We start from the raw sequence: 20,792 nt of genomic DNA, 5'->3' as shown, positions 1-20,792 counted from the left end.
GGGCGCGGGGGCGGCCCCACCGGCGCCCGGGGGGGGGGGGGGGGGGGGGCGGGGGGGGGGGCGGGGGGGGGGGGGGGGGGGGGGGGGGGGGGGGGGGGGGGGGGGGGGGGGGGCGGCGGGGGCGGGGGTGGCGCAGGTGTTGGCTCCGGCGCCGGCGCAGGAGGCGGCGGTGGCGGCGTGGGCGGCGGCGGGGTCGGCGCCGGCGGCTCCGGCGCGGGTGGCGGAGGAGGAGGAGGCGGTGGCGGCGGAGGCGGCGGCGGGGCCGGCGTCGGCGGCGCCGGCTCGGGGTCGGGCGCGGGCTCGGGTGTCGGCTGCGGCGCGGGTTCGCTCGGCGCGGTCGGCGTCTCCGCCGGCGCGGTCGGGCCCATCGCGATCACCAGCTCGACCGGGATGCCCTGCTCGACCGGCTCCTCAAACCGTTTCGTTGAAGAAACACCAAGCAGCAGCGCCATCAGCACCAGAAGGTGCAGGCCGCCGGAGAGGAGGAGCGAGCGCCGCACAGGCCCGCGCGGTCAGCGCGCTCCCGGGCGCGCGGCCGGCTGGCCGGTGGGCTGTTCGGCGAGCAGCGCGACGCGCGTGAAGCCCGAGGCGGCGATGTTGCCCATCACCTCCATCACCCGGCCATAGGCGATCGCGCGGTCGCCGCGCACGAAGACGCGCGTCTCGCGGCCCTGCCGCGCCTCGGCGATCGCGGCGAGCCGCGGCACCAGCTCCTCCAGCGTCACCGCCGTCTCCTGGATGTAGACCCGGCCCTCGGCGTCGATCGTGACGGAGAGCGGCTCGTCGGGGCTGGAGACGGGATCGGCCGAGGTGCGCGGCAGATCGACGTTCACGCCGACCGTGAGCAGCGGCGCGGCGATCATGAAGATGATCAGCAGCACCAGCATCACGTCGACCAGGGGGACGACGTTGATCTCGGACATCGGCCGGTAGCGGCCCTTGCTGCCGCCCCGCTGCGGCGCCATCAGCCCGCCTGCCATCGCCTCAGCTCCTGGGCTCGTAGACCTGGCGCGAGAGGATCGCGCCGAACTCGCCGGCGAACGCCTCGAGCCGTCCGGCATAGCGGCCGAGATCGGTCGAGATCTTGTTGTAGGCGAGCACCGCCGGGATCGCCGCGGCCAGCCCGATCGCGGTGGCGAACAGGGCCTCGGCGATGCCGGGGGCCACCACGGTCAGGTTGGTGTTCCGCATGGTCGCGATCGCGGCGAAGCTGTTCATGATGCCCCAGACCGTGCCGAACAGCCCGACGAAGGGCGCGGCCGAGCCGACCGAGGCGAGGAAGATCATCCACCGCTCCAGCCGCTCCATCTCGCGCTGGATGGTGATCGCCATCGCCCGTTCGATCCGCTCGCGCACGCTCTCGCGCACGCCCTCGGGCGCGTGTTCGAGCTTCGGCGCCGAGCGCTCCCATTCGCGCATCGCCGCGGCGAACACCGCCTCCATCGGGTGGCGCGGCGTGTCGCGCACGCCGGCATAGAGGTCCTCAAGGTTCTTGCCCGACCAGAAATTGTCCTCGAAGGCATCGGCGCGGCCGTTCACGCGCCGGAGCGTCGTCACCTTCTCGAAGATGATCGCCCATACCCAGACGCTTGCCAGCAGAAGCCCGATCATCACCGCCTTGACGACAATGTCGGCCTGCAGGAACAGCGCCCACAGCGACAGGTCGACAGCACCGTTCGCCGCCAGTCCTGCCGCGTCCACCGCTCGGTCCATTCGCAGAATCCTCGGTCAAGCCCTCACGACACCGGACGGATCAACGCGCGAAGTGTGGCCGGAATGCGCTCAGGCCGACCGGTCGCGAGCCGGACGCACGCCAGCGCCACATCGAGCGTCGCGATCCCCTCCCCGCCCCGGCGGATCCGCTGCCGGAGTGCTACGGACGCGCCGCCGATCCCCGCCACCCGGGTCTCGACCACCAGCGACTCGTCCAATCGCGCGGGGCGGTGATACTCGATCGCCAGGCGCTTGACGACGAAGATCAGCCCCGACTCGTCGATCAACTGCCGGTGCGGCAAGCCGAGTTCCCGCAGCCATTCCGTGCGCGCGCGCTCGGCGAACCGCAGGTATGCGGCGTGGTAGACGACGCCGCCGGCATCCGTGTCCTCGAAATACACGCGGAGCGTGAATTGATGGGCCGGCTGCTCACCCATCCGTGTCATCCGCGGCCGAGAGCAGATCGGCCTGGAACCCCTTGGGCGGCATCAGCCCGAGATGGCGCCAGCCCGCCTCGCCCAGCACGCGGCCGCGCGGGGTGCGCAGCACGAACCCCTCCTGGATCAGATAGGGCTCGATCACGTCCTCGATCGCGTCGCGCGCCTCGGCGAGCGCCGCGGCGAGCGTCTCGACGCCGACGGGGCCACCGCCGTGGCGCTCGACGATCAGGCGCAGGTAGCGCCGGTCCATTGCATCGAGCCCGCGCGCATCCACCTCCAGCCGGGTCAGCGAGGCATCGGCCGCTCGGGCATCGACCGTCGCGGTGCCGTCCACGGCGGCGAAGTCGCGCACGCGGCGCAGGAGCCGCCCGGCGATGCGCGGGGTGCCGCGTGAGCGGCGCGCGATCTCCGCCGCCCCATCCTCGGTCAGGTCGAGGTCGAGCAGCGCGGCACCGCGGCGGACGATGCCGAGCAGTTCCTCGGGCGTGTAGAAGGTGAGCCGCAGCGGGATGCCGAAGCGGTCGCGCAAGGGGGTGGCGACGAGGCCCGAGCGCGTGGTCGCGCCGATCAGGGTGAAGGGCTGGAGGTCGATCCGCACCGTGCGCGCCGCCGGCCCCTCGCCGATGATCAGGTCGAGCCGGAAATCCTCCATCGCCGGATAGAGCACCTCCTCGATCGCCGGCTGGAGGCGGTGGATCTCGTCGATGAACAGCACGTCGCGCGGGTTCAGGTTGGTCAGGATCGCGGCGAGATCGCCCGAGCGCTGGATCACCGGGCCGGAGGTGGCGCGGAAGCCGACGCCGAGCTCGCGCGCGACGATCTGCGCGAGCGTGGTCTTGCCGAGCCCGGGGGGCCCGTGCAGCAGCACGTGGTCGAGCGCCTCGCCGCGCCCGCGCGCCGCGGCGACGAACACCGCGAGGTTGGCCTTGGCCTGGGCCTGGCCGATGAAGTCGTCGAGCCGTGTGGGGCGGAGCGAGGCTTCGCCGAGATCATCGCCGCGCGCGGCCGGATCGGTGAGCCGGTCGGTCATCGCGCCAGCGCCTTGAGGCCTTCGCGGATCATCGCCTCGACCGTTGCCCCGTCACCGAGGCGCCTACGCGCGGCGGCGAGCGCGGGCTCGGCCTCGGCGCGGCGGTAGCCGAGATTGGCCAGGGCCGAGACCGCATCCGCGAGCAGCGGATCGGTCGGCGGGACCGGAACCGTCACGGCGGCCGGGATCGCCTCGGTGCCGGTGAAGCCGGGCTTGCCCTTCAGCTCCGTCACCAGCCGGGCCGCGAGCCGCGCGCCCACGCCGGCCGCGCGGGTGAGAGTCTTCGCGTCACTGGTGGCGATCGCGGCCGCGATCTGCCCGGGCGAGAAGGCGCCGAGCAGCGCGAGCGCCACCTTCGCGCCAACCCCCTGCACCGTCAGCAGGGTGCGGAACGCGGCGCGCTCGGTCGCGTCGAGGAAGCCGTAGAGGGTGATCGCGTCCTCGCGCACCATGGTCTCGATCGCGAGCGTGGCGGCCGACCCCGGCGGCGGCAGGCCGGCGAGGGTGCGCGTCGAGACCCCGACCACGTAGCCGACGCCGTTGACGTCGATCACCACGCCCTCGGCATCGGCGGCGACGATCGTTCCGGAGAGGCGGCCGATCATCGGGGCCCGGCCGCCTCCTCCGGGCCGCGGTGGGCGAGGCGACTCGCGCGGACCCGGGGCATGGCCGGCGTTGTAGGGAAAACCCGCCCGCTCTCCAAGCGAGCGGGTATGGGGACTTCATCTAGAACCGCCCGAAGATCAGGTCCGGCACGAAAGTGACAACCCCGGGTATCAGGATCAGCAGCAGCGTCGCCGCCGACACCGCGCCCAGCAGAGGCAGGGATTCAATCGTGTACTCGCCGACCGGCACGCGCAGGATCGCGCAGACCGCGTACATCGCCGCACCCACCGGCGGGGTGAAGTTGCCGATCGTCGCGGCGACGATGAAGACGATACCGAAATGCACCGGATCGCCGCCGAGGCTGCGCACAAGCGGCAGGAACACCGGGGTCAGCATGATGATCAGCACGGTCGCGTCGACGAAGAAGCCGATCGCCAGCACGAACAGTACGATCAGCGCCATCACCAGCGGCAGATCGTCCGAGACCGACAGCAGTGCGCCGGACACCACATCGGGGATCTGCTCCAGCACGATGCCGTAGGTGAAGATCGCCGAAAGTGCGATCAGGAACATCACCGCGCCGATATCGGTCAGACTCTGCTCAAGCGCCTCGACGAACGCCCGCCCGCGCATCTCGCGATGGATCACGATCCCGACGATGAGGGCATAGACCACCGCGAAGGCGCCGATCTCGGACGGCGTGAACACGCCCATGCGCAGACCGAACAGCAGGAACACCGGGAACAGCAGCGCCCAGATGCCGCCGCGGAAGGCGCGGAACACCTCGCCCGCGCCCGGTGGCGTCTCGCGCTCGGGCGGATAGCCGCGCCGTCGCGCCGTGAGCGCGATCGAGGCCGCGAGCGCCACCCAGAGCAGCGCGGCCGGCACGAACCCGGCCGCGAACAGCCGCCCGATCGAGACCTGGCCGATCGAGCCGTACAGGATCATGCCAATCCCCGGCGGGATCACCGGCGTCAGCAGCGCGCCGAACGACAGCACGCCGGCGGCGAAGCCGCGGCTCATGCCGCGCCGGACCATCTCGTGGCCGAGCATGCGCGACTGCATCGAGGCGTCCGCGATCGCCGAGCCCGACACGCCGCCCATCAGCGCCGACAGCACGACCGAGACCTGCGCCAGTCCGCCGCGCATCCGCCCCGCGATCACGGTCGCGAGTACGAGAAGCCGCGCCGTGATGCCCGCCTTGTTGAGGAAATTGCCGGCAAGAATGAACAGCGGGATCGCCAGCAGCGCGAAGTTCTGCGTCTGCGAGACGGTCACCTGCACCGGGATGAACACCGGCAGGTCGAGGTTCTGGAGGAAGAACAGCGTGCCCGAGATCGCGATCGCGAAGGCGACGGGCATGCCCATCAGCATCAGCACCACGAAGGCGATCACGACCAGCAGCATCGGCTCAGGCTTCGGCCCGCTCGCGGCCGAGCGCGCGGTACTTGAGCAGCGTGGTGATCAGCAGCAGCACCGCGCCTACGGGCAGGCTCGCGGTCACCCAGGAGTAGCTGACGCCAGGAATGCCCTGGAACGCGCGCGCACGGCTGACCCAGGCGAGATGCGCCCCGACGATCGCGATGTAGACCAGGAAGGCCGCGATCAGCAGATAGTTCAGCCGCATCACCGCGATCCGCCAGCGCGGCGCGAGCCGATCCGTCACAAGCGCGATCGAGATCAGCGCGTGGTTGCGCCAGGCGATGTCGGCGCAGAGGAAACAGGCCCAGGCGAACAGGCAGGTGGCGAGGTCGATCGTCCAGTTCAGCGGGTGGTGCAGCATGCGCGCCACACCACCCGTGAACACCAGCACCACCATCAGCACCAGGAACGTACCGGCGATGACGGCCTCCGCCCGGCAGAGCCGGCGGTAGAACTCAGCCATGCGGCCGTCCCGCCGTCACCGCCGATGCCTCAGCGGCGCATCTCGCGCTGCACGGCCTGATAGGCGTCGGTGATGCCAAGCACCTCGTAGGCGCGGGCGCCGGCGCGCTTGAACGCCGCGATGTCGATGTCGCTCACCACCGTCATGCCGCGCTGCTGGAGCTGTGCGCGCACCTGGCTCTCAAGCTCGACGATGCGCCGCGAGGTCTCCTGCCCCGCCTTGCGGCACTCCTCGACCAGCGCGGTCTGGAACTCGCCCGGCAGGCGCTGGAACCAGCGCGAGCTCACCACCTGGAAGTTGATCAGCAGGATGTGCCGGGTCTCGTTGGCGTAGCGCAGCACCTCGTTGAAGCGGCCGGCGGGGATGTTGTTCCACACGAGCTCCACGCCGTCGATCGCGCGCTGCTGGAGCGCGGGATACATCTCGCCGAACGCCATCGCCACCGGGGCCGCGCCGAGGGCGCGGATCGACTCCTGCCAGATCGGCGCGGGCGGGGTGCGGATGCGCAGACCCGCGAGATCCTCGGGCCGGCTGATCGGCTTGTTGGTGAAGAAGTGGCGCTGTCCCTGCACCCAGTCGAAGCACACGGCCTGCAGCCCGTGCTGGCTCGCGAGCTCCGCCACCCAGCCCTTCACGGTTGGCGAGTCGGCGACCTTCGCCACCTCCTCGATCGTCTCGGCGAAGTAGGGGCCGTTCATCACCGCGATACCCTTGACGTAGTTGCCGAGCCGCGCGCTGTCGGTGTTCTGGCCGATATTCGCGCCCTGGCGGATCTGCTCGATGATGTCCTCCTCCACCCCGAGCTGGGCGGAGTGGAACACCTGCATGGTGAGCCCGCCATTGGTGCGCTCGCGCACGCGCTGCGCCCAGGTCTGGAAGCCCTGGTGATAGGGCTCGCTCGGGCCGAGCACGTGGTTGAAGCGCAGCGTGAAGCGCTCCTGCGCCGCCGCCCCCGGCGCCGTCGCCGCCACGAGCGCCGCCACCGCGGCCGCCATTCCGAGTCTGGACGTTCTCATCTTCCCTCCTGACGCCGGTGATCCGGCTCGTTCCCGTGCCAGCGCCCATGCGTGCACCATGGGCTGCACCAACTATGTCTTGTGTGTACACTAGCCACAGAGACATCGAGCGGCAAGCATGGCCAGCCACACCACGGCGCCGAATGCCGGTACGGGCGCACTGACGGGGGCCGCGCCCCGGCTGCACGAGCGCACCTTCGAGATCCTGGCAGCGCGCATCGCCGAGGGCGCCCTGCCCGCGGGCACGCTGCTGCTGGAATCGCATCTCGCCCGCCAGTTCGGCATCAGCCGCGCGCCAGCCCGCCAGGCGCTGGCGCGACTTGAACGGCTCGGCCTGGTGCGCCGCGCCGACGGGCACGGCTATCGCGTGCGCGGCCGCCCGACGCGCGACGCCGAGCCGGCACCGCTGGCCCCGGTACGGCTTGAAGCGGCGGCCACCTGGCAGCGCTTCTACGCGGAGGTCGAGCGCGCGATCATCGCCCGGACTGCGGTCGCCGGCTGGCGCGTGATCGAGACCGAGCTCGCGCGCCATTATGGGGTCAGCCGAACGGTTGCGCGCGAGATGATCGCGCGGCTCAATCAGCGCGGCGTGATCCGACGTGATGCGCGCGGGCGATGGGTCGCGCCGGCGCTGACACCCGAGCATGTCGGCGAGCTCTATGAGCTGCGCTGGCTCTTGGAGCCGGTGGCGCTGCGCAAGGCGATGCCGGCGGTGCCGCCAGGCTTCGTGACCGCGATACGCAGGCGGCTGGAGGAGGCGGCGGCGCGCGCCGAGACGCTGGACGGCCGCGCGCTCGACGAGCTGGAGGCCGATCTGCATCTGCGCCTGCTCGGCCACTGCCAGAGCCGCACGCTGATGGACTCGCTCCGCCTCTACCAGTCGCTGCTGGTCGCGCACTCCTTCCTGTACGACTGGGTGCCACGGCTCTACCCGACCGAGCCGTTCCTGCCCGAGCATCTCGCCGTCGTCACGGCGCTGGAGGCAGGGCGGATCGACTCGGCGGCGGCAGCGCTGGAGCGGCATCTGCGCGCCTCGCTCGGCCGGGCGCTCGAGCGCATCGCGCAGGTCGCCCGAGCGCCGCGTCCCGACCCACTTCCCTATCTGGAGCCGCTCCCTGAGGAGCCGGCTCCCGGCGCGGCCGTCAGCGGCGATACGGGCTAGGCAGCAGATCCCGCAGTCCCGTCCGCCCCCGCCCGGGCACCAGCACCTCGGCCTCGGGCGCATAGTCGAGCAGCAGCTCGCGGCAGAGCCCGCAGGGCGAGACCACGGCCGGCTCGCCCGGCTCGTCCGGCCGTGGATGACGCACCGCCACCACCACCACGACCGTCTCGCCGGCCATCACCGCCTCGCCGAGCGCCACCGCCTCGGCGCAGATCGCCGCCCGGCCGACCGTCGCATCCAGGTTGACGGCAACGAACACGCGGCCCGAGGTGCCGCGCAGCGCCGCGCCCACCGAGTGCCGCCCGTAGCGGTAGCGCGCTCGCACGGCTTCCGCCGCCGCCGCGACCAGCGCCTGGTCCTCGGCCGACAGCAGGCGCGAGAACCCGCCATCCGCAGTCACTCGGCGGCCTCGGCCTCCTCGCCCTGCGCCATCAGCGCGTTCGCGACCATGCCCGACTGGGCGCGGATCTTCTCCTCGATCCTCGCCGCGACCTCGGGGTGGTCGCGCAGGAAAACCTTGGCGTTTTCACGGCCCTGGCCGATCCGCTGGGAATCGAAGCTGAACCACGCGCCCGACTTTTCAACGACGCCAGCCTTTACCCCAAGATCAATGAGTTCCCCGGTCTTGCTGATGCCCTCGCCATAGGTGATGTCGAACTCCACCTGGCGGAACGGCGGGGCGAGCTTGTTCTTCACCACCTTCACCCGGGTCTGGTTGCCGACCACCTCGTCGCGGTCCTTGATCGCACCGATGCGGCGGATCTCCAGGCGGATGGATGCATAGAATTTCAAGGCGTTGCCACCCGTCGTTGTCTCCGGGTTGCCGAACATCACACCGATCTTCAGGCGGATCTGGTTGAGGAAGATCAGCGTGGTGCGGCTGCGGGACACGCTGCCGGTGAGCTTGCGCAGCGCCTGGCTCATCAGCCGGGCATGCAGGCCGACATGGCTGTCGCCCATCTCGCCCTCGAGTTCGGCGCGCGGCACGAGGGCCGCGACACTGTCCACCACCAGCACATCGACCGCGCCCGAGCGCACCAGGGTGTCGGCGATCTCCAGCGCCTGCTCGCCCGAGTCCGGCTGGCTGATCAGCAGATTGTCCACGTCCACGCCGAGCTTGCGGGCATAGACCGGATCGAGCGCGTGCTCGGCGTCGATGAAGGCCGCGGTGCCGCCGCGCCTCTGCGCCTCCGCGACCGCATGCAGCGCCAGCGTGGTCTTGCCCGAGCTCTCAGGCCCGTAAATCTCGACGATGCGCCCACGCGGGATCCCGCCGATGCCGAGCGCCAGGTCGAGCCCGAGCGAGCCGGTCGGGATGACCTCGATCGCCTCGGTGATGTCGCGACCACCCATGCGCATCACCGAGCCCTTGCCGAAGGCCCGCTCGATCTGCTGGAGCGCCTGGTCGAGCGCCTTGTTCTTGTCCATGTCCGCCTCTGTCCAACCGTGCTGGCGCTCAACCCCCAGGCGATGCCGGGGGACCGCGCGCGCGCGCTCCTTAGCACAGGGTCCGGGACCAAGCTGCATCGGATCGCGTGGAGACTGTCCATGCTTTGTTCCGAGTCAGGCGATGGCACCGTCGATCACAGACGCGTGAGGTTTCAGCCGGAAACGCGCCCGTTGAGGCGCAGCAACGCATCCGAAACTCCTTTCTGCGCGAATACGCCTCGACGGACCGCACTGGTCCTTGGCGCACGACCCGGCTCCTCCCCGCCGTGGCCGGCGCGGCAGCCCCCCAATCGATGCTGCCACTTGGGGGCGCGGCTTCGGTCGCGCCCCCCATTTTTTGCCTCCTGCCATGACGCTTGGATGAACTCGCGCGCGCGCTTGACCTCGCTCAACACGCGCGCCGTCCGCCTCGTGTTCCTTCGTGCCTGACCGATCGAAGGAGGACACGATGCTGACCACTGCCATTTTCCCGGGCCGCTACGTCCAGGGCGAAGGCGCGCTCGCGGTGCTGGGCGAGGAGCTTGCCCGGCTCGGCGCGCGCGGCTTCGCGGTGCTGGACCCGTTCGCCGCCGACACGCTGAAGCCCGAGATCGAGGCCGGGCTTGCGGGCAAAGTCGTGCTGGCCTCCGAACGGTTCGGCGGCGAGTGCAGCGACGAGGAGATCGCGCGGCTGGCGGAGACGGCAAAGGGCTCGGGCGCGGAGGTGATCGCCGGGATCGGCGGCGGCAAGGCGCTCGACACCGCCAAGGCGGTCGCGCACAGCCTGGGCAAGCCGGTTGCGATCGTGCCGACCATCGCCTCGACCGACGCGCCGACCTCGGCGCTGTCGGTGATCTACACGCCCGATGGCGCGTTCAAGCGCTACCTGATCCTGCCGCACAACCCGGCCCTGGTGCTGGTCGATACCGGCGTGATCGCGCGTGCGCCGGTGCGCTTCCTCGTCGCCGGCATGGGCGACGCGCTGTCCACCTGGTTCGAGGCCGAGGACTGCCGCATCAAGCGGGGTGCGAACATGACCGGCCGTCTCGGGCCGATGACGGCCTATGCGCTCGCCCGGCTCTGCTACGACACACTGCTGCAATTCGGCGTGCTGGCGAAGGCCGCGTGCGCGCAGCAGGTGGTGACACCGGCGCTCGAGCACATCGTCGAGGCGAACACGCTGCTGTCGGGCCTCGGCTTCGAGTCGGGCGGGCTTGCCGCGGCGCACGCGATCCACAACGGGCTGACCGTGCTGCACGAGACCCACGCCTACTGGCACGGCGAGAAGGTGGCGATCGGCACGCTCGCGCTGCTGATGCTGGCCGACCGTCCGCCGGCGCTGATCGAGGAGGTCTTCGGGTTCTGCGAGTCGGTCGGGCTGCCGACCACGCTCGCCGCGATCGGCCTCGGGGGGGCGGACGACGCGGCGCTGATGCGGGTCGCCGAGCGCGCCTGTGCCGAGGGCGAGACGATCTGGAACGAGCCGCATCTGGTGAACCCGCGCCGCGTGGTGGCGGCGCTGCGCGCGGTGGACGCGGAAGGCGCGCGGCGGGCGAAGGCGCTGAAGCTCGCGGCGTAGCGGCGCCGGGTCCCGGTCGACCCTCACCCTGTCCCTCTCCCGCACGCGGGAGAGGGGACGGGGCGGCGCCATCAGGTTCCCTCTCCCACGACAGTGGGAGAGGGTCAGGGTGAGGGTGGTTCCGCAACCGCTCCATTCCGGGCGCTACACCAGCGCCCGGCCGCCATCGGCAAGGATCGTCGTGCCGGTCACCTTCGGCATCATCGTCACCGCGGCATAGATCGTCACCGCGATGTCCTCCGGTGCCGCCCAGCCGAGCGGGGTCGCCTTGCCGATCGCGGCGTGCTGCTCGGGCGTCCACATGCGCGCCATGTCGGTGTCGACCGGGCCGGGCGCCACCGCCACCACGCGGATCGACGGCGCGAGCGCGCGGCCGAGACTGATCGTCATCGTATCGACCGCCGCCTTGGCCCCGCAGTAGGCCACGCTGCTGCCCTGGCCGCGGCGCGCCGCGACCGAGGAGAGGTTGACGATCACCGCCCGCTCGCGCCTGCGCAGCAGCGGCAGGAAGGACCGCACGCAGTAGAGCGGACCCATCGCGTTGATGCGGAAGACGCGCTCGATCAGCGCATCGTCGAGCGCGTCGAGATCGTGGTGCGGCACCGGCCGCGTCCAGCCGGCGTTGTTCACCAGCGCGTCGAGCCCGTCGAACGCCGCGCCGACCGTCGCCGCGGCGGCCGCCACCGCGGCGCTGTCGGCCACATCGGCCTGCGCGATCAGGTGCCCCTCGCCGGCGAGCGAGCCGAGCGTGGCCTCGGCGGACGCATGGTCCGACCCGTAGAGGATCGCGACCCGCCAGCCCTGATCGGCGAACAGCCGCGCGGTGGCCGCGCCGATGCCGCGATTGCCGCCCGTCACCGCCACGCTGCGTGCGCTCATGCCGGAACCTCCTGCCGCCGTGCGCGCTGGATCATGCCGAGGATGATGCCGAGCCACACCACCGCCGTGATCGCGGCCAGCACCGCCGCGATCGGACGCGAGACGAAATAGGCGAGGCTGCCGTCGCCCTTCATCATCGTCGTCATGAAGTGCTTCTCGAACTGATCGCCGAGCACGATGCCGAGGATCGCCGGCGCCACGGGGATCCCGTTCTCCTCCATCAGCCAGGCGAGGATCCCCATCACCGCCATGATCACCAGCGCGAAGGGATCGTTGTCGATCGCGAAGGAGCCGACCATGCAGAACACCAGGATCAAGGGCGTCAGCACCGGGCGCGGCACGGTCAGCACCTTGGCGCAGAGCCGGATCGCGACCAGCCCGATCGGGATCATGATGAGGTTGGCGACGATGAAGGCGAGGAACAGCGCGCCGATCTGCTCGGGATTCATCAGGAAGATGTCAGGTCCCGGCTGCAGCCCCTTCATCAGCAGCAGCCCGATCACGATCGCCGTGACGGAATCGCCCGGAATGCCGAACACCAGCGCGGGCACCCACGCACCCGCAATCGCGGCGTTGTTCGCCGCGCCCGCATCGACCAGCCCCTCCTCCGAGCCCTTGCCGAACTTGTCCGGATCCTTCGAGAAGCGCTTGCCGACCGCGTAGCTGATCCAGGCGGCGATGTCGGCGCCGGCGCCGGGCAGAATCCCGATCGCGGTGCCGATCGAGTTGCCGCGCAGCACGTTCACGGGGTACCGCCGCAGCACCGCCCCGGTGCCGCGCAGGATGCTGCCGATGCGCTTCACCTGCACCTCGGCCGCGTTGCGGATGGTCGGCAGGTTGCGCAGGATCTCGGCGATCGCGAACATGCCCACCATCGCCGGAATGAACGCGACGCCGGAGAGCAGGTTGCCGAACCCGCCGGTGAAGCGCGGGTAGCCCGAGGTCACGTCCTGACCGATCGTCGCGATGAACAGCCCGATCAGCAGGCTCACCGCGCCCTTCAGCGGATCGCGCCCGGCCACCATCACTGCGCAGGAAAGCCCGAGTGCGACCAGCCAGAAATACTCCATCCCCGAGAAGCGGAGCGCGATCTCGGCCAGCCGCGGCGCGAGCAGGATCAGCACCGCGGTGCCGAACAGCCCGCCGATCGCCGAGGTGACAAGGCAGATGCCAAGCGCCAGTTCCGGCTTGCCCTGCTTCGTCAAGTTGTAGGCGTCGTCCACATAGGCGGCCGAGGCGGGCGTGCCGGGGATGCGCATCAGCGCGCCAGGGATGTCGCCGGCGAAGATCGCCATCGCGGTGGTCATCACCACCGCGGTCAACGCCGTGACCGGATCGAGGAAGAAGCTCACCGGCACCAGCAGCGCCACCGCCATCGTGGCGGACAACCCCGGCATGGAGCCGACGAACAGCCCGAACAGGGCCGCACCGATGCCCACCAGCACGGTCTGCGGCTGCATTAGCAGCGCGAAGGCCTGCGGCAGGGCCTCGATCATGCGCCGTACCGCAGGTGCAGCAGCACGCCGAGCGGCAGCGGCACGCGCAGCCACTCGGCGAACATCAGGTGGATCGTGAGCGGACCGAGCATGGCGGTCGCGATCGCGAGCCACCATGACGCGCCGAACCGACGCACGAGGACCAGCAGGATTGCCGCGGCGGTCGGGATGAAGCCGAGACGTTCCGCGACGCCCAGATAGGCCCCGATCGCGCCCAGCACCAGCACGGCATCGAGCCGCGCGCGCGGGTCGGTCACCAGCGGCCCGGGATCGATCCAGCGCACGCCGCGTCCGGCCCGGGCATGGCGCAGGAACAGCCCGATCGCGCACAGCGTGAATCCCGCCGCGATCACGCCCGGGAACAGCGACGGCCCGAAGGCCTGGCCGGGCACCATCGGGAACCCGCGGGCGGTGACCGCGATCGCGGCCGCCGCGCCGAGCAGCACAACGCCCAGCGCGGCGTCCGACAGCTTCAAGGCGTCACGACTTCGCCAGGCCGAGCGCCTTCATCACCCCGCCAAGGTCGCGATCCGACTTCTCGACGAACGCCGCGAGCTCGGCCGCCGGCATCGGGCTGAGCCCGAAGCCGCGCGCATCCATCGCCTTCTTCCAGTCCTCGGTGCCCATCGCCTTCATCGAGGCCTCCTCGAGGCGCTTCGCGATCGGCGCGGGAATGCCCTTCGGCCCCATCACCGAGAGATAGGAGGCGAGCGTCCAGTCCACGCCGATCGCCTCCTTCACCGTCGGGATGTCGGGGAAGGCGGGCACGCGCTCGGGCATCATCGCGGCGAGCGAGCGCACCCGGCCGGCGCGCAGCAGTGTGGCCGCCTCGGGGATGCCGCAGGGGACGATGTGCACGCCGCCCGCGACCAGCTCGCGCAGGCCGGACGCCGCGCCGTCGGACGGGATCCACGGCGCCGCGTCGGGCGCCAGCCCGGCCGCCTGCAGCAGCCCCGCGATCGCGAGGTGCCAGATCCCCCCCTGCCCGGTGCCCGAGGACTTGTACTTGCCCGGGTTGGCGCGGATGTCGTCGATCATGTCCTTGAGCGTCTTCCAGGGGCTGTCGGCCGCCACCTGCACGCCCGCCGGCACGAGGTTCATCATCGCGATCGGCGTGTAGTCGCGCCAGGTCAGCCGGGTCAGGCCCTGCCAGTGCATCATGCCGATCTCGACCGTCACCGCGCCGATCGTGTAGCCGTCGGGTGCCGCCTCGGCGATCGCGGAGTGGCCGACCACGCCCGACCCGCCGGTGCGGTTCACCACCGTCACGGGCGTGCGCAGCTCGCGCTCGAGCAGCGTGGCGATCGTGCGGCTGTGGTAGTCGGTGCCGCCGCCGGCACCCCAGGGCACGACAAACTGGATCGGGCGTGCGGGCCATTGCGCCTGCGCGATCGCGGGGGTGGCGAGCGTGGCGGCGCCAGCGGCGGCCGCGACGCGACCCAGGGTGCGGCGTGTGAGCATGCGGAACGTCTCCTCAGCGTTTTCGGTTCCCGGCCCCTGCCTTCCGGCCGTGACGGAGCGCGATTGAACGCGCGCGCGCCGGCCAGCGTCAAGCAGGCGAAACGGCGCCCGCCTCGGCTATGGTGGCGCCGTTTCAGGGGAGTCCCGGATGACCGACCCGGTGGTTGCGGCACTGACGCGGGCGCAGCGCGAGCTGCTCGACCTCTCGACGCGCAACCGGCTGCTGTCGCTGCCGACGCGGAGCGCCGGGGTGCTGCCGATCGCGGGCGAGCGCTCGGGTTCGGTGTTCGCGCGCCTGGTCACCGAGGCCAAGGCGATGGGATTCGCGCCGATGGAGGACGAGGCCGCGGGCGAAGCGGGGCCGCGCCGCCGCCGCGCCGCCGCCGCGCCCGGTGCCGCCAGCGTGCCGGACCCGGACGACCTTGTCCTGTCGGCGCCGCTGACCGCCGCCGCGCTCGCGCGCCTGCTGACGCGGATCGAGCGCGACGCGCGGGGGTTCCGCGAGGAGCAGGGGCTGAACATCCTCTATCTCGCGCTCGGGCACCTGATCTGGAGCGATCCGCGCACGCCCCAGACGGAACGGCGCGCGCCGCTGCTGCTGCTGCCCTGCACGCTCGCCCGCGCTGGGACGGCGGCGAGATCGCCGGCAACCTCACCCTCGCGGCGATGCTGGCGGATCAGTTCCGCCTCCGCCTGCCCGATCCGCCCGAGCTCGACGAGCGCGCCGCCGACGCCTGGACGGCGGCGCAGGCGTGGTTCGCCGCGGTCGCCGAGGCGGTCGCGCCCGCCGGCTTCCGCGTCGAGCCGGACGGGATCGCGCTCGGATTGTTCTCCTTCGCCAAGTACCTGATGTACCGCGACCTCGAACGGCCGGAGATCGCCGCCCATCCGCTCGTGCGCGCGCTGCTCGGCGCCGACCCGCCCCCCCGCTTCGCGCCCTTCGCCGACGATGCCGACATCGACGCGCTGATCCCCGTGGAGAGGCTCGACTTCGCGCTCGACTCCGACGGCAGCCAGACGCTCGCCGCCGAGGCGGTGCGGCGCGGCGCCTCGGTGGTGATCCAGGGCCCGCCGGGCACCGGCAAGAGCCAGGTGATCACCAACCTGATCGCCCAGGCCGTGCTCGACGGGCGGACGGTGCTGTTCGTCGCCGAGAAGCTCGCCGCGCTCGAGGTGGTGCAGCGACGACTTGCGGGCGTCGGCCTCGGCGCGGCGTGTCTCGCGCTGCACAGCGACGGCGCAAACCGGCGCGCGCTGCTTGCGGAACTCGACGCGACCCTGAAGGCGCCGCGCCCCGCGCCGCCCGATCGCGAGGCGGTGATCCGCCCGCTGGGCGCGCTGCGCGGCCGGCTGAACCGCCATGCGGCGGCCATGCATGCGCCGATCGGAACGACCGGCTGGACCGCGTTCCGCGCAATCGGCGAAGTGGCGCGGCTGAAGCAGGCGGGCATGCGTCCGCCCGAGCTGCGGCTCGACGCGTCCGGCTGGACGGCGGCGCAGATCCGCGACGCGCAGCGTCTCGCGCGCGAGCTCGCCGCGACGGTGCAGCGCATCGGCCTGCCCGCGCGCCATCCCTGGCGCGGCGTGCGCGCACCCGCGCTGTTGCCCACGGATCTCGACCGCATCCCCGCGCGTATCCCGCCGGCGCTGGAGGCGATCGCGGCGCTGCGTGCCGCCGCGGGCACGAACGCGACGCGCGCGGGAGCACAGGGTCGCCTCGCCGCGCTGCGTGCTGCCGAGACCTTCGCCGCGATCCGCGCGCGCGTGCCAGGCGTGCGCGACAGCGGGTGGACGGCGCCCGGCCTGGAGCAGGCGCGCGTGGAGCTCGCCAAGGGCGGCGGCTTCCTGCGCAGCTTCAGCGGAACGTACCGTGCCGCACGCGAGACGGTCGCCGCGCTGTTCGCCGGTGCCCCGCCGGACGATCCGCTGCCCGCGCTCGATGCGGTGATGGAGGGCCAGCATCTGCTGCGCATCGCCCCGGAGGCCGCGACGGTCACGCCCGACCCCGGGCAAGCGGCGGCCTTGGAGGCGGCACTCGCGCGCGTCGGCGACACGGCCGAGCCACTGTTCGCCGAGCTGGCGCTCGACCGGACGGAGGCGTTCGGCGGCGACGATCCGCCGCTCGGCGCGATCGCGGATCGCCTCGCGCAATGGGCAGCCGCCCCCACGGCGCTGGCCGACTGGATGACGTGGGCGCGGCTTGCGACGCAGGCGTCGGAGCTGGGGCTGGATCCGGTCGCGGACCGCCTCGCTGACGGACGCATCCAACCGGAGGACGCGGCGGCGGCGTTCCGCTTCGCCCTCGCCGAGTCCCTGATGGCGGCGGCGATGCGCGCCACCCCGACCCTGGCCGCCTTCGACGGCCCGTCCTTCACGCGCCTGGTCGAGGAGTTCCGCGCCGCCGACCAGGCGCGCCTCGCGCTCGCCCGCGCGGAGGCGGCCGCTGCGCACACCGCGCGGCTGCGCATCGCCGAAGGCCCCGACATGCTGCGCGCGATGGCGGTGCTGCGCGGCGAGATCGCCAAGCGCTCACGGCATCTGCCGATCCGCACGCTGCTCGCGCGCGCGGGGCCCGCGGTGCAGGCGATCAAGCCGGTGTTCATGATGAGCCCGCTCTCGGTCGCAGCGTTCCTCGACCCGGCGGCGGTCGCGTTCGACATGCTGGTGATCGACGAGGCAAGCCAGATCGAGCCCGTCGATGCGCTCGGCGCGGTCGCGCGCTGCCGTCAGATCGTCGTCGTCGGCGACGATCGGCAGATGCCGCCGACCCGCTTCTTCGCGCGGCTGACAGGCGACGACGAGCAGGAACGGGCCGATGACGAGACGATCGCGGCGAGCGACGTCGAGAGCATCCTCTCGCTCTGCACCGCGCGCGGATTCCCGAACCAGATGCTGCGCTGGCACTATCGCAGCCGGCACGAGAGCCTGATCGCGGTCTCGAACAGGTCGTTCTACGAGAACCGGCTGCTGGTGATCCCGAGCCCGCGCCCGCGCGGCAGCGAACTCGGCCTCTCGCTCGTGCGCGTGGACGGCGCCTTCGACACCGGCGGCACCGGCACGAATGCGGTCGAGGCGCAGGCGGTCGCCGAGGCCGTGCTCGCGCATGCGCGCCAGCACCCGAAGGACACCCTCGGTGTCGCCGCGTTCTCGGTCCGCCAGCGCGACGCGATCCTGGATGCGGTCGAGGCGCTGCGCCGCGACAACCCCGACACCGAGCCGTTCTTCGCCGCCCACCCGCACGAGCCGGTCTTCGTCAAGAACCTCGAGAACGTGCAGGGCGACGAGCGCGACGTGATGTTCATCTCGGTCGGCTACGCCAAGGGGCCGGACGGCCGGCTCGCGATGCGCTTCGGCCCGCTCTCGGCCGAGGGCGGCGAGCGGCGGCTCAACGTGCTGATCACGCGCGCCAAGAAGCGCTGCGTGGTGTTCTCGGGCCTGACCGCCGACGACATCGATCTCGCCCGCGCCTCCGGCCGTGGTGTGGCGGTGCTGAAGGACTTCCTCGCCTTCGCCGCCGGCGGCACGGTCGCCGCCGCGCAGGCGGGCGAGGATGACGCCGCCCTCACCGACGCGATCGCAACGGCGCTGGAGGGCGCAGGCGCCGCGGTCGCGCGGCGCGTCGGGCTTGCGGGGCTGTTCGTCGATGTCGCGGTGAAGGATGCGGAGGGCTACGGCCTCGGCATCCTCACGGATGGCGACTTCTACGCCTCCGCCCGCTCGGCGCGCGACCGCGACCGCTTGCAGGAAGGCGCGCTCGCGATGATGGGCTGGCGACTCGCGCGCTCCTGGGCGGCGGACTGGCTGGTGCGGCCCGAGGCGGAGGCGCGGCGCCTTGCCGCCCTTGCCGGCGTTGCGGTGGAGCAACAGACGCCCCCCGAAGCCGCACCCGCCGCGCACGGGCTCTCCGCCCCCTACGCGCCCGCCACGGTGGAGGTGCCGACGGAGACGCCGCCGGATGCGATGCCCTTCGCGCGGCTCGGCGGCATCGTCGCCGCGATCGTGCGCGCGGAAGGACCGATCCACGCTGATGCAGTGATCGCGCGCGCGGCCGCGCTCTGGAACATCGAGACGCCGACGGCGAAGCAGCGCGCCGCACTCGCCCAGGCGCTTCGGCTCGCCAAGGAGCTCGAAGGACTGGTCGCCGAGGGCGAGTTCTGGCGCGGCGAGGAGACGACGATCGTGCCGCGCGACCGCTCCGCCCTGCCGGCATCCTGGCGCCGGCCGGACTGGCTGCCGCCGGCCGAGATCCGTGCCGCGCTGCTGGCCGCCCTCGATACGGCCGAGGGCGGGGTCGATCCGCAGGCGCTCGACACCGCGGCACTGCGCCTGCTGGGGATGGGCGAGGACGCGCGCCCTGCCGTGGCGGCGCAGCGCGCGCTGCTGACCGGCGAGGGGCGGATCGCGCTCAGCGCTGGGCTTGCTGTGCCCGCGTCTGCTGCCCGCCGATGACGACGGGGGCGGCCCAGTTGAACGGGTGCGCGTAGGCGGCCGGCAGATTGCCGTCATCGGCGCGGCTCAGGAACTCCCGCTGCGCCTCGGACAGCGCCTCGGCCGGCTCCTCGCCGCGGCCGACGCGCGCAAGCGTCAGCGCCGCGATCGCCGCGATCGGGAAATCGGGCACCGTCCAGTGCGTCGCCAGCAGCGAGCGCGCGCCAGCGTACAGCATGCCGCGCGCGAGCCCGCTGAACGCCTCGCCCGCGCCGCGCCCGTCGGGGCCCGCGGTGTTGCAGGCCGACATCACCACCAGATCGGCATCGAGCCGCGCGCGCAGCACGTCGGACAGGCGGATGATCGCTTCCTGCGCGTTGCTGCCTGGCGGGGCAGCAGTGATGATCGCCGGCTCGCCGAGGCACGGCACCTCGTCGGTCAGCACCGCGTGCGCGGCGAAGTGAACGACGCGGTAGCGCGCGAGATCGCCGCCGAGCACGGCGGAGCGCGTGAACGCAGCGTTGGTGCGCACCGCGTCGGCGCCGGCGCGCATCTGCCGCGCCGAGATCTCGACCTCGCGCGCCGCGGCCGGCAGCGGCGGCAGCGCCGCGAGGGCGGCGACATCGGCCTCGCAGCCGCGCCGGCTCGGCCCGATCGCCTGCGCCGCGCGCGCCGTGCTGAGCGGCGCGAAGCCCGCGAAGCCGATATAGGGCAGCGGTGCGGAGGACGGGCGCGCGAGCCGGCGCTGCGCGGCGAAGGCGAGCGCGGAGGGCGCATAGGCCAGCGTGCGGCTGCCGGCGAGCAGCCACGGAACATTCCGGTAGTCGGCATCGGTGGCGATCGGGCCGGGCGCCTCGGTCACCAGCACGGCGAAGGGCAGTGCTGCGAGCGGCCCCGTCGCCGAGATCACCAGCCGCGCATGCGCCAGCACCTCCGGGGCGCCTGGCGGAACGAGCCGCCGCCAGAGCCGATGCGCCTCGGCGACGTCGAACGGCGCGAGCCGCCCTGTTTCCGGATCAGGCGCGAGCCCGCCGCGCAGCCGCCGCACGGTGGCCTGCGCCTCGCGCTCGGTGAGCGCGATGCGCCACCCCTCCACCCGCTCGCGCGTGACCAGGAACCCGTAGCCGCGCTCGGGGCCCTGGACGATCGAGAACAGCGCCTCGCCCGGACGCAGCGTGGCGCGCAGCTCGTCGGGCGAGATCATCGTGTCGGAGAGCAGCGCGAACTCGGGACGTTCAGCCTGCACCCGGGCCTCCGCCTCCGCGAGACGGCGCTGCGCGCCGGCGATCATCTCCCGGATCGTTGCACGCTCGGCCTCGCTGACCCCGGCCGCGACCGCGCGGTCGAACCGCGCCTCGGCCTCGTCGCGGGCGTTGCGCGCCTCGCGCAGGTCGCGGATCGCGCTCCCTTCGCCGGCGAGCAGCGCGGCGGCATCGGCCGCAGCCGCGGCAGCCGCGCCGCCGGAGATCAGGAACGAGGCCTCCAGCGCCTCGGCGATGTCGGCGGCGCGCCGCGGCGCGCCGGCCTCGGGCATCAGCAGATCGAGATAGGGCGCGACCGCGGCCGCCGAGGCGCTGCGGCGGCGCTCGCGCAGCGTACCCGCGGCCGCCCGGAACGCACCAAGCGCCTGCTCGCGGTTGCCGAGCGCGGAGGCACCGATCAGCGCGCC

Annotated in this window: 19 protein-coding genes; 4 read left to right on the top strand and 15 right to left on the bottom strand. The window is 72.4% G+C overall.

All coding sequences use genetic code 11. The features are described from left to right. Window positions 1-512: 512 nt before the first annotated feature. From tolR to ACTIFU_RS14175, 8 genes are all read right to left on the bottom strand, one after another. Complete coding sequence (gene tolR / locus ACTIFU_RS14210; RefSeq protein ID WP_439578972.1) at window positions 513-980, bottom strand: protein TolR; 468 nt, start codon at window positions 978-980, stop codon at window positions 513-515. 4 nt (window positions 981-984) lie between these two features. After that, window positions 985-1,713 carry a protein TolQ gene (gene tolQ, locus ACTIFU_RS14205; protein WP_439578971.1) on the bottom strand — a complete coding sequence of 243 codons (729 nt, stop codon included), beginning with the start codon at window positions 1,711-1,713 and terminating at the stop codon, window positions 985-987. A gap of 23 nt (window positions 1,714-1,736) precedes the next feature. Further along, window positions 1,737-2,150 carry a tol-pal system-associated acyl-CoA thioesterase gene (gene ybgC, locus ACTIFU_RS14200; RefSeq protein WP_439578970.1) on the bottom strand — a complete coding sequence of 138 codons (414 nt, stop codon included), beginning with the start codon at window positions 2,148-2,150 and terminating at the stop codon, window positions 1,737-1,739. Beyond that, window positions 2,143-3,183 (bottom strand): Holliday junction branch migration DNA helicase RuvB, encoded by a 1,041-nt coding sequence (gene ruvB, locus ACTIFU_RS14195; RefSeq protein ID WP_439578969.1) that lies wholly within the window; start codon window positions 3,181-3,183, stop codon window positions 2,143-2,145. The genes ybgC and ruvB overlap by 8 nt, the downstream gene beginning before the upstream one ends. Continuing rightward, the gene (ruvA, locus tag ACTIFU_RS14190) at window positions 3,180-3,788 is read right to left on the bottom strand and encodes a Holliday junction branch migration protein RuvA (protein WP_439578968.1); all 609 of its coding nucleotides are present in this window, start codon (window positions 3,786-3,788) and stop codon (window positions 3,180-3,182) included. Before ruvA ends, ruvB begins: the two co-directional genes overlap by 4 nt. 121 nt (window positions 3,789-3,909) lie before the next feature. After that, window positions 3,910-5,196, bottom strand: coding sequence for a TRAP transporter large permease (locus ACTIFU_RS14185; RefSeq protein WP_439578967.1), 1,287 nt, complete (start codon window positions 5,194-5,196; stop codon window positions 3,910-3,912). A 4-nt stretch (window positions 5,197-5,200) separates the two neighbouring features. After that, the gene (locus ACTIFU_RS14180; protein ID WP_439578966.1) at window positions 5,201-5,674 is read right to left on the bottom strand and encodes a TRAP transporter small permease; all 474 of its coding nucleotides are present in this window, start codon (window positions 5,672-5,674) and stop codon (window positions 5,201-5,203) included. Between the two features lie 29 nt (window positions 5,675-5,703). Then, window positions 5,704-6,690, bottom strand: a complete 987-nt coding sequence (locus ACTIFU_RS14175) for a C4-dicarboxylate TRAP transporter substrate-binding protein (protein ID WP_439578965.1) — start codon at window positions 6,688-6,690, stop codon at window positions 5,704-5,706. Window positions 6,691-6,808: 118 nt separating this feature from the next. Here ACTIFU_RS14175 and ACTIFU_RS14170 point away from each other — a divergent pair, with 118 nt between their 5' ends. Next, on the top strand, window positions 6,809-7,852 hold the full coding sequence (locus tag ACTIFU_RS14170; RefSeq protein WP_439578964.1) for a GntR family transcriptional regulator: 1,044 nt from the start codon (window positions 6,809-6,811) through the stop codon (window positions 7,850-7,852). Here the strand turns inward: ACTIFU_RS14170 and ACTIFU_RS14165 are convergent. Then, window positions 7,833-8,252, bottom strand: coding sequence for a cytidine deaminase (locus tag ACTIFU_RS14165; RefSeq protein ID WP_439578963.1), 420 nt, complete (start codon window positions 8,250-8,252; stop codon window positions 7,833-7,835). The genes ACTIFU_RS14170 and ACTIFU_RS14165 overlap by 20 nt on opposite strands. Then, a complete protein-coding gene (gene recA, locus ACTIFU_RS14160; protein WP_439578962.1) occupies window positions 8,249-9,280 on the bottom strand; it encodes a recombinase RecA in 1,032 nt (343 codons plus the stop codon). The genes ACTIFU_RS14165 and recA overlap by 4 nt, the downstream gene beginning before the upstream one ends. A 469-nt stretch (window positions 9,281-9,749) precedes the next feature. Between recA and ACTIFU_RS14155 the strand changes: the two genes are divergently transcribed. Then, window positions 9,750-10,859 (top strand): glycerol dehydrogenase, encoded by a 1,110-nt coding sequence (locus ACTIFU_RS14155; protein ID WP_439578961.1) that lies wholly within the window; start codon window positions 9,750-9,752, stop codon window positions 10,857-10,859. A gap of 144 nt (window positions 10,860-11,003) precedes the next feature. Here the strand turns inward: ACTIFU_RS14155 and ACTIFU_RS14150 are convergent, their stop codons facing one another. From ACTIFU_RS14150 to ACTIFU_RS14135, 4 genes are read right to left on the bottom strand one after another with little or no spacing between them, the layout of a single operon-like run. Next, window positions 11,004-11,738, bottom strand: coding sequence for an SDR family NAD(P)-dependent oxidoreductase (locus tag ACTIFU_RS14150; protein WP_439578960.1), 735 nt, complete (start codon window positions 11,736-11,738; stop codon window positions 11,004-11,006). Beyond that, window positions 11,735-13,234 (bottom strand): tripartite tricarboxylate transporter permease, encoded by a 1,500-nt coding sequence (locus ACTIFU_RS14145; RefSeq protein ID WP_439578959.1) that lies wholly within the window; start codon window positions 13,232-13,234, stop codon window positions 11,735-11,737. The genes ACTIFU_RS14150 and ACTIFU_RS14145 overlap by 4 nt, the downstream gene beginning before the upstream one ends. Beyond that, on the bottom strand, window positions 13,231-13,710 hold the full coding sequence (locus tag ACTIFU_RS14140) for a tripartite tricarboxylate transporter TctB family protein (RefSeq protein WP_439578958.1): 480 nt from the start codon (window positions 13,708-13,710) through the stop codon (window positions 13,231-13,233). Before ACTIFU_RS14140 ends, ACTIFU_RS14145 begins: the two co-directional genes overlap by 4 nt. 4 nt (window positions 13,711-13,714) lie before the next feature. Continuing rightward, a complete protein-coding gene (locus tag ACTIFU_RS14135; RefSeq protein WP_439578957.1) occupies window positions 13,715-14,695 on the bottom strand; it encodes a tripartite tricarboxylate transporter substrate binding protein in 981 nt (326 codons plus the stop codon). A gap of 148 nt (window positions 14,696-14,843) precedes the next feature. Between ACTIFU_RS14135 and ACTIFU_RS14130 the strand changes: the two genes are divergently transcribed. Both ACTIFU_RS14130 and ACTIFU_RS14125 read left to right on the top strand, forming a co-directional pair. Beyond that, entirely contained in the window at window positions 14,844-15,545 is a 702-nt protein-coding gene (locus ACTIFU_RS14130) for a DUF4011 domain-containing protein (RefSeq protein ID WP_439578956.1), read from the top strand. Further along, on the top strand, window positions 15,545-19,144 hold the full coding sequence (locus ACTIFU_RS14125) for an AAA domain-containing protein (protein ID WP_439578973.1): 3,600 nt from the start codon (window positions 15,545-15,547) through the stop codon (window positions 19,142-19,144). The genes ACTIFU_RS14130 and ACTIFU_RS14125 overlap by 1 nt, the downstream gene beginning before the upstream one ends. On the opposite strand, the gene ACTIFU_RS14120 is transcribed toward ACTIFU_RS14125, so the two are convergent. Next, the coding region (locus tag ACTIFU_RS14120) for a CHAT domain-containing protein (RefSeq protein ID WP_439578955.1) at window positions 19,101-20,792 on the bottom strand (1,692 nt) is incomplete at its 5' end. The genes ACTIFU_RS14125 and ACTIFU_RS14120 overlap by 44 nt on opposite strands.

This window comes from Elioraea sp., from assembly GCF_051860475.1.
Lineage (GTDB): Bacteria > Pseudomonadota > Alphaproteobacteria > Acetobacterales > Acetobacteraceae > Elioraea.
The sequence above is the reverse complement of the archived record's forward strand: the minus strand, read 5'-3'. Positions and strand labels throughout refer to the sequence as shown.

Bases quoted from the DNA above. Each gene is read 5' to 3' on its own strand.
- tolR (WP_439578972.1), bottom strand. From the start codon at position 980: ATGGCAGGCGGGCTGATGGCGCCGCAGCGGGGCGGCAGCAAGGGCCGC.
- tolQ (WP_439578971.1), bottom strand. From the start codon at position 1,713: ATGGACCGAGCGGTGGACGCGGCAGGACTGGCGGCGAACGGTGCTGTC.
- ybgC (WP_439578970.1), bottom strand. From the start codon at position 2,150: ATGGGTGAGCAGCCGGCCCATCAATTCACGCTCCGCGTGTATTTCGAG.
- ruvB (WP_439578969.1), bottom strand. From the start codon at position 3,183: ATGACCGACCGGCTCACCGATCCGGCCGCGCGCGGCGATGATCTCGGC.
- ruvA (WP_439578968.1), bottom strand. From the start codon at position 3,788: ATGATCGGCCGCCTCTCCGGAACGATCGTCGCCGCCGATGCCGAGGGC.
- ACTIFU_RS14185 (WP_439578967.1), bottom strand. From the start codon at position 5,196: ATGCTGCTGGTCGTGATCGCCTTCGTGGTGCTGATGCTGATGGGCATG.
- ACTIFU_RS14180 (WP_439578966.1), bottom strand. From the start codon at position 5,674: ATGGCTGAGTTCTACCGCCGGCTCTGCCGGGCGGAGGCCGTCATCGCC.
- ACTIFU_RS14175 (WP_439578965.1), bottom strand. From the start codon at position 6,690: ATGAGAACGTCCAGACTCGGAATGGCGGCCGCGGTGGCGGCGCTCGTG.
- ACTIFU_RS14170 (WP_439578964.1), top strand. From the start codon at position 6,809: ATGGCCAGCCACACCACGGCGCCGAATGCCGGTACGGGCGCACTGACG.
- recA (WP_439578962.1), bottom strand. From the start codon at position 9,280: ATGGACAAGAACAAGGCGCTCGACCAGGCGCTCCAGCAGATCGAGCGG.
- ACTIFU_RS14155 (WP_439578961.1), top strand. From the start codon at position 9,750: ATGCTGACCACTGCCATTTTCCCGGGCCGCTACGTCCAGGGCGAAGGC.
- ACTIFU_RS14150 (WP_439578960.1), bottom strand. From the start codon at position 11,738: ATGAGCGCACGCAGCGTGGCGGTGACGGGCGGCAATCGCGGCATCGGC.
- ACTIFU_RS14145 (WP_439578959.1), bottom strand. From the start codon at position 13,234: ATGATCGAGGCCCTGCCGCAGGCCTTCGCGCTGCTAATGCAGCCGCAG.
- ACTIFU_RS14135 (WP_439578957.1), bottom strand. From the start codon at position 14,695: ATGCTCACACGCCGCACCCTGGGTCGCGTCGCGGCCGCCGCTGGCGCC.
- ACTIFU_RS14130 (WP_439578956.1), top strand. From the start codon at position 14,844: ATGACCGACCCGGTGGTTGCGGCACTGACGCGGGCGCAGCGCGAGCTG.
- ACTIFU_RS14125 (WP_439578973.1), top strand. From the start codon at position 15,545: ATGTACCGCGACCTCGAACGGCCGGAGATCGCCGCCCATCCGCTCGTG.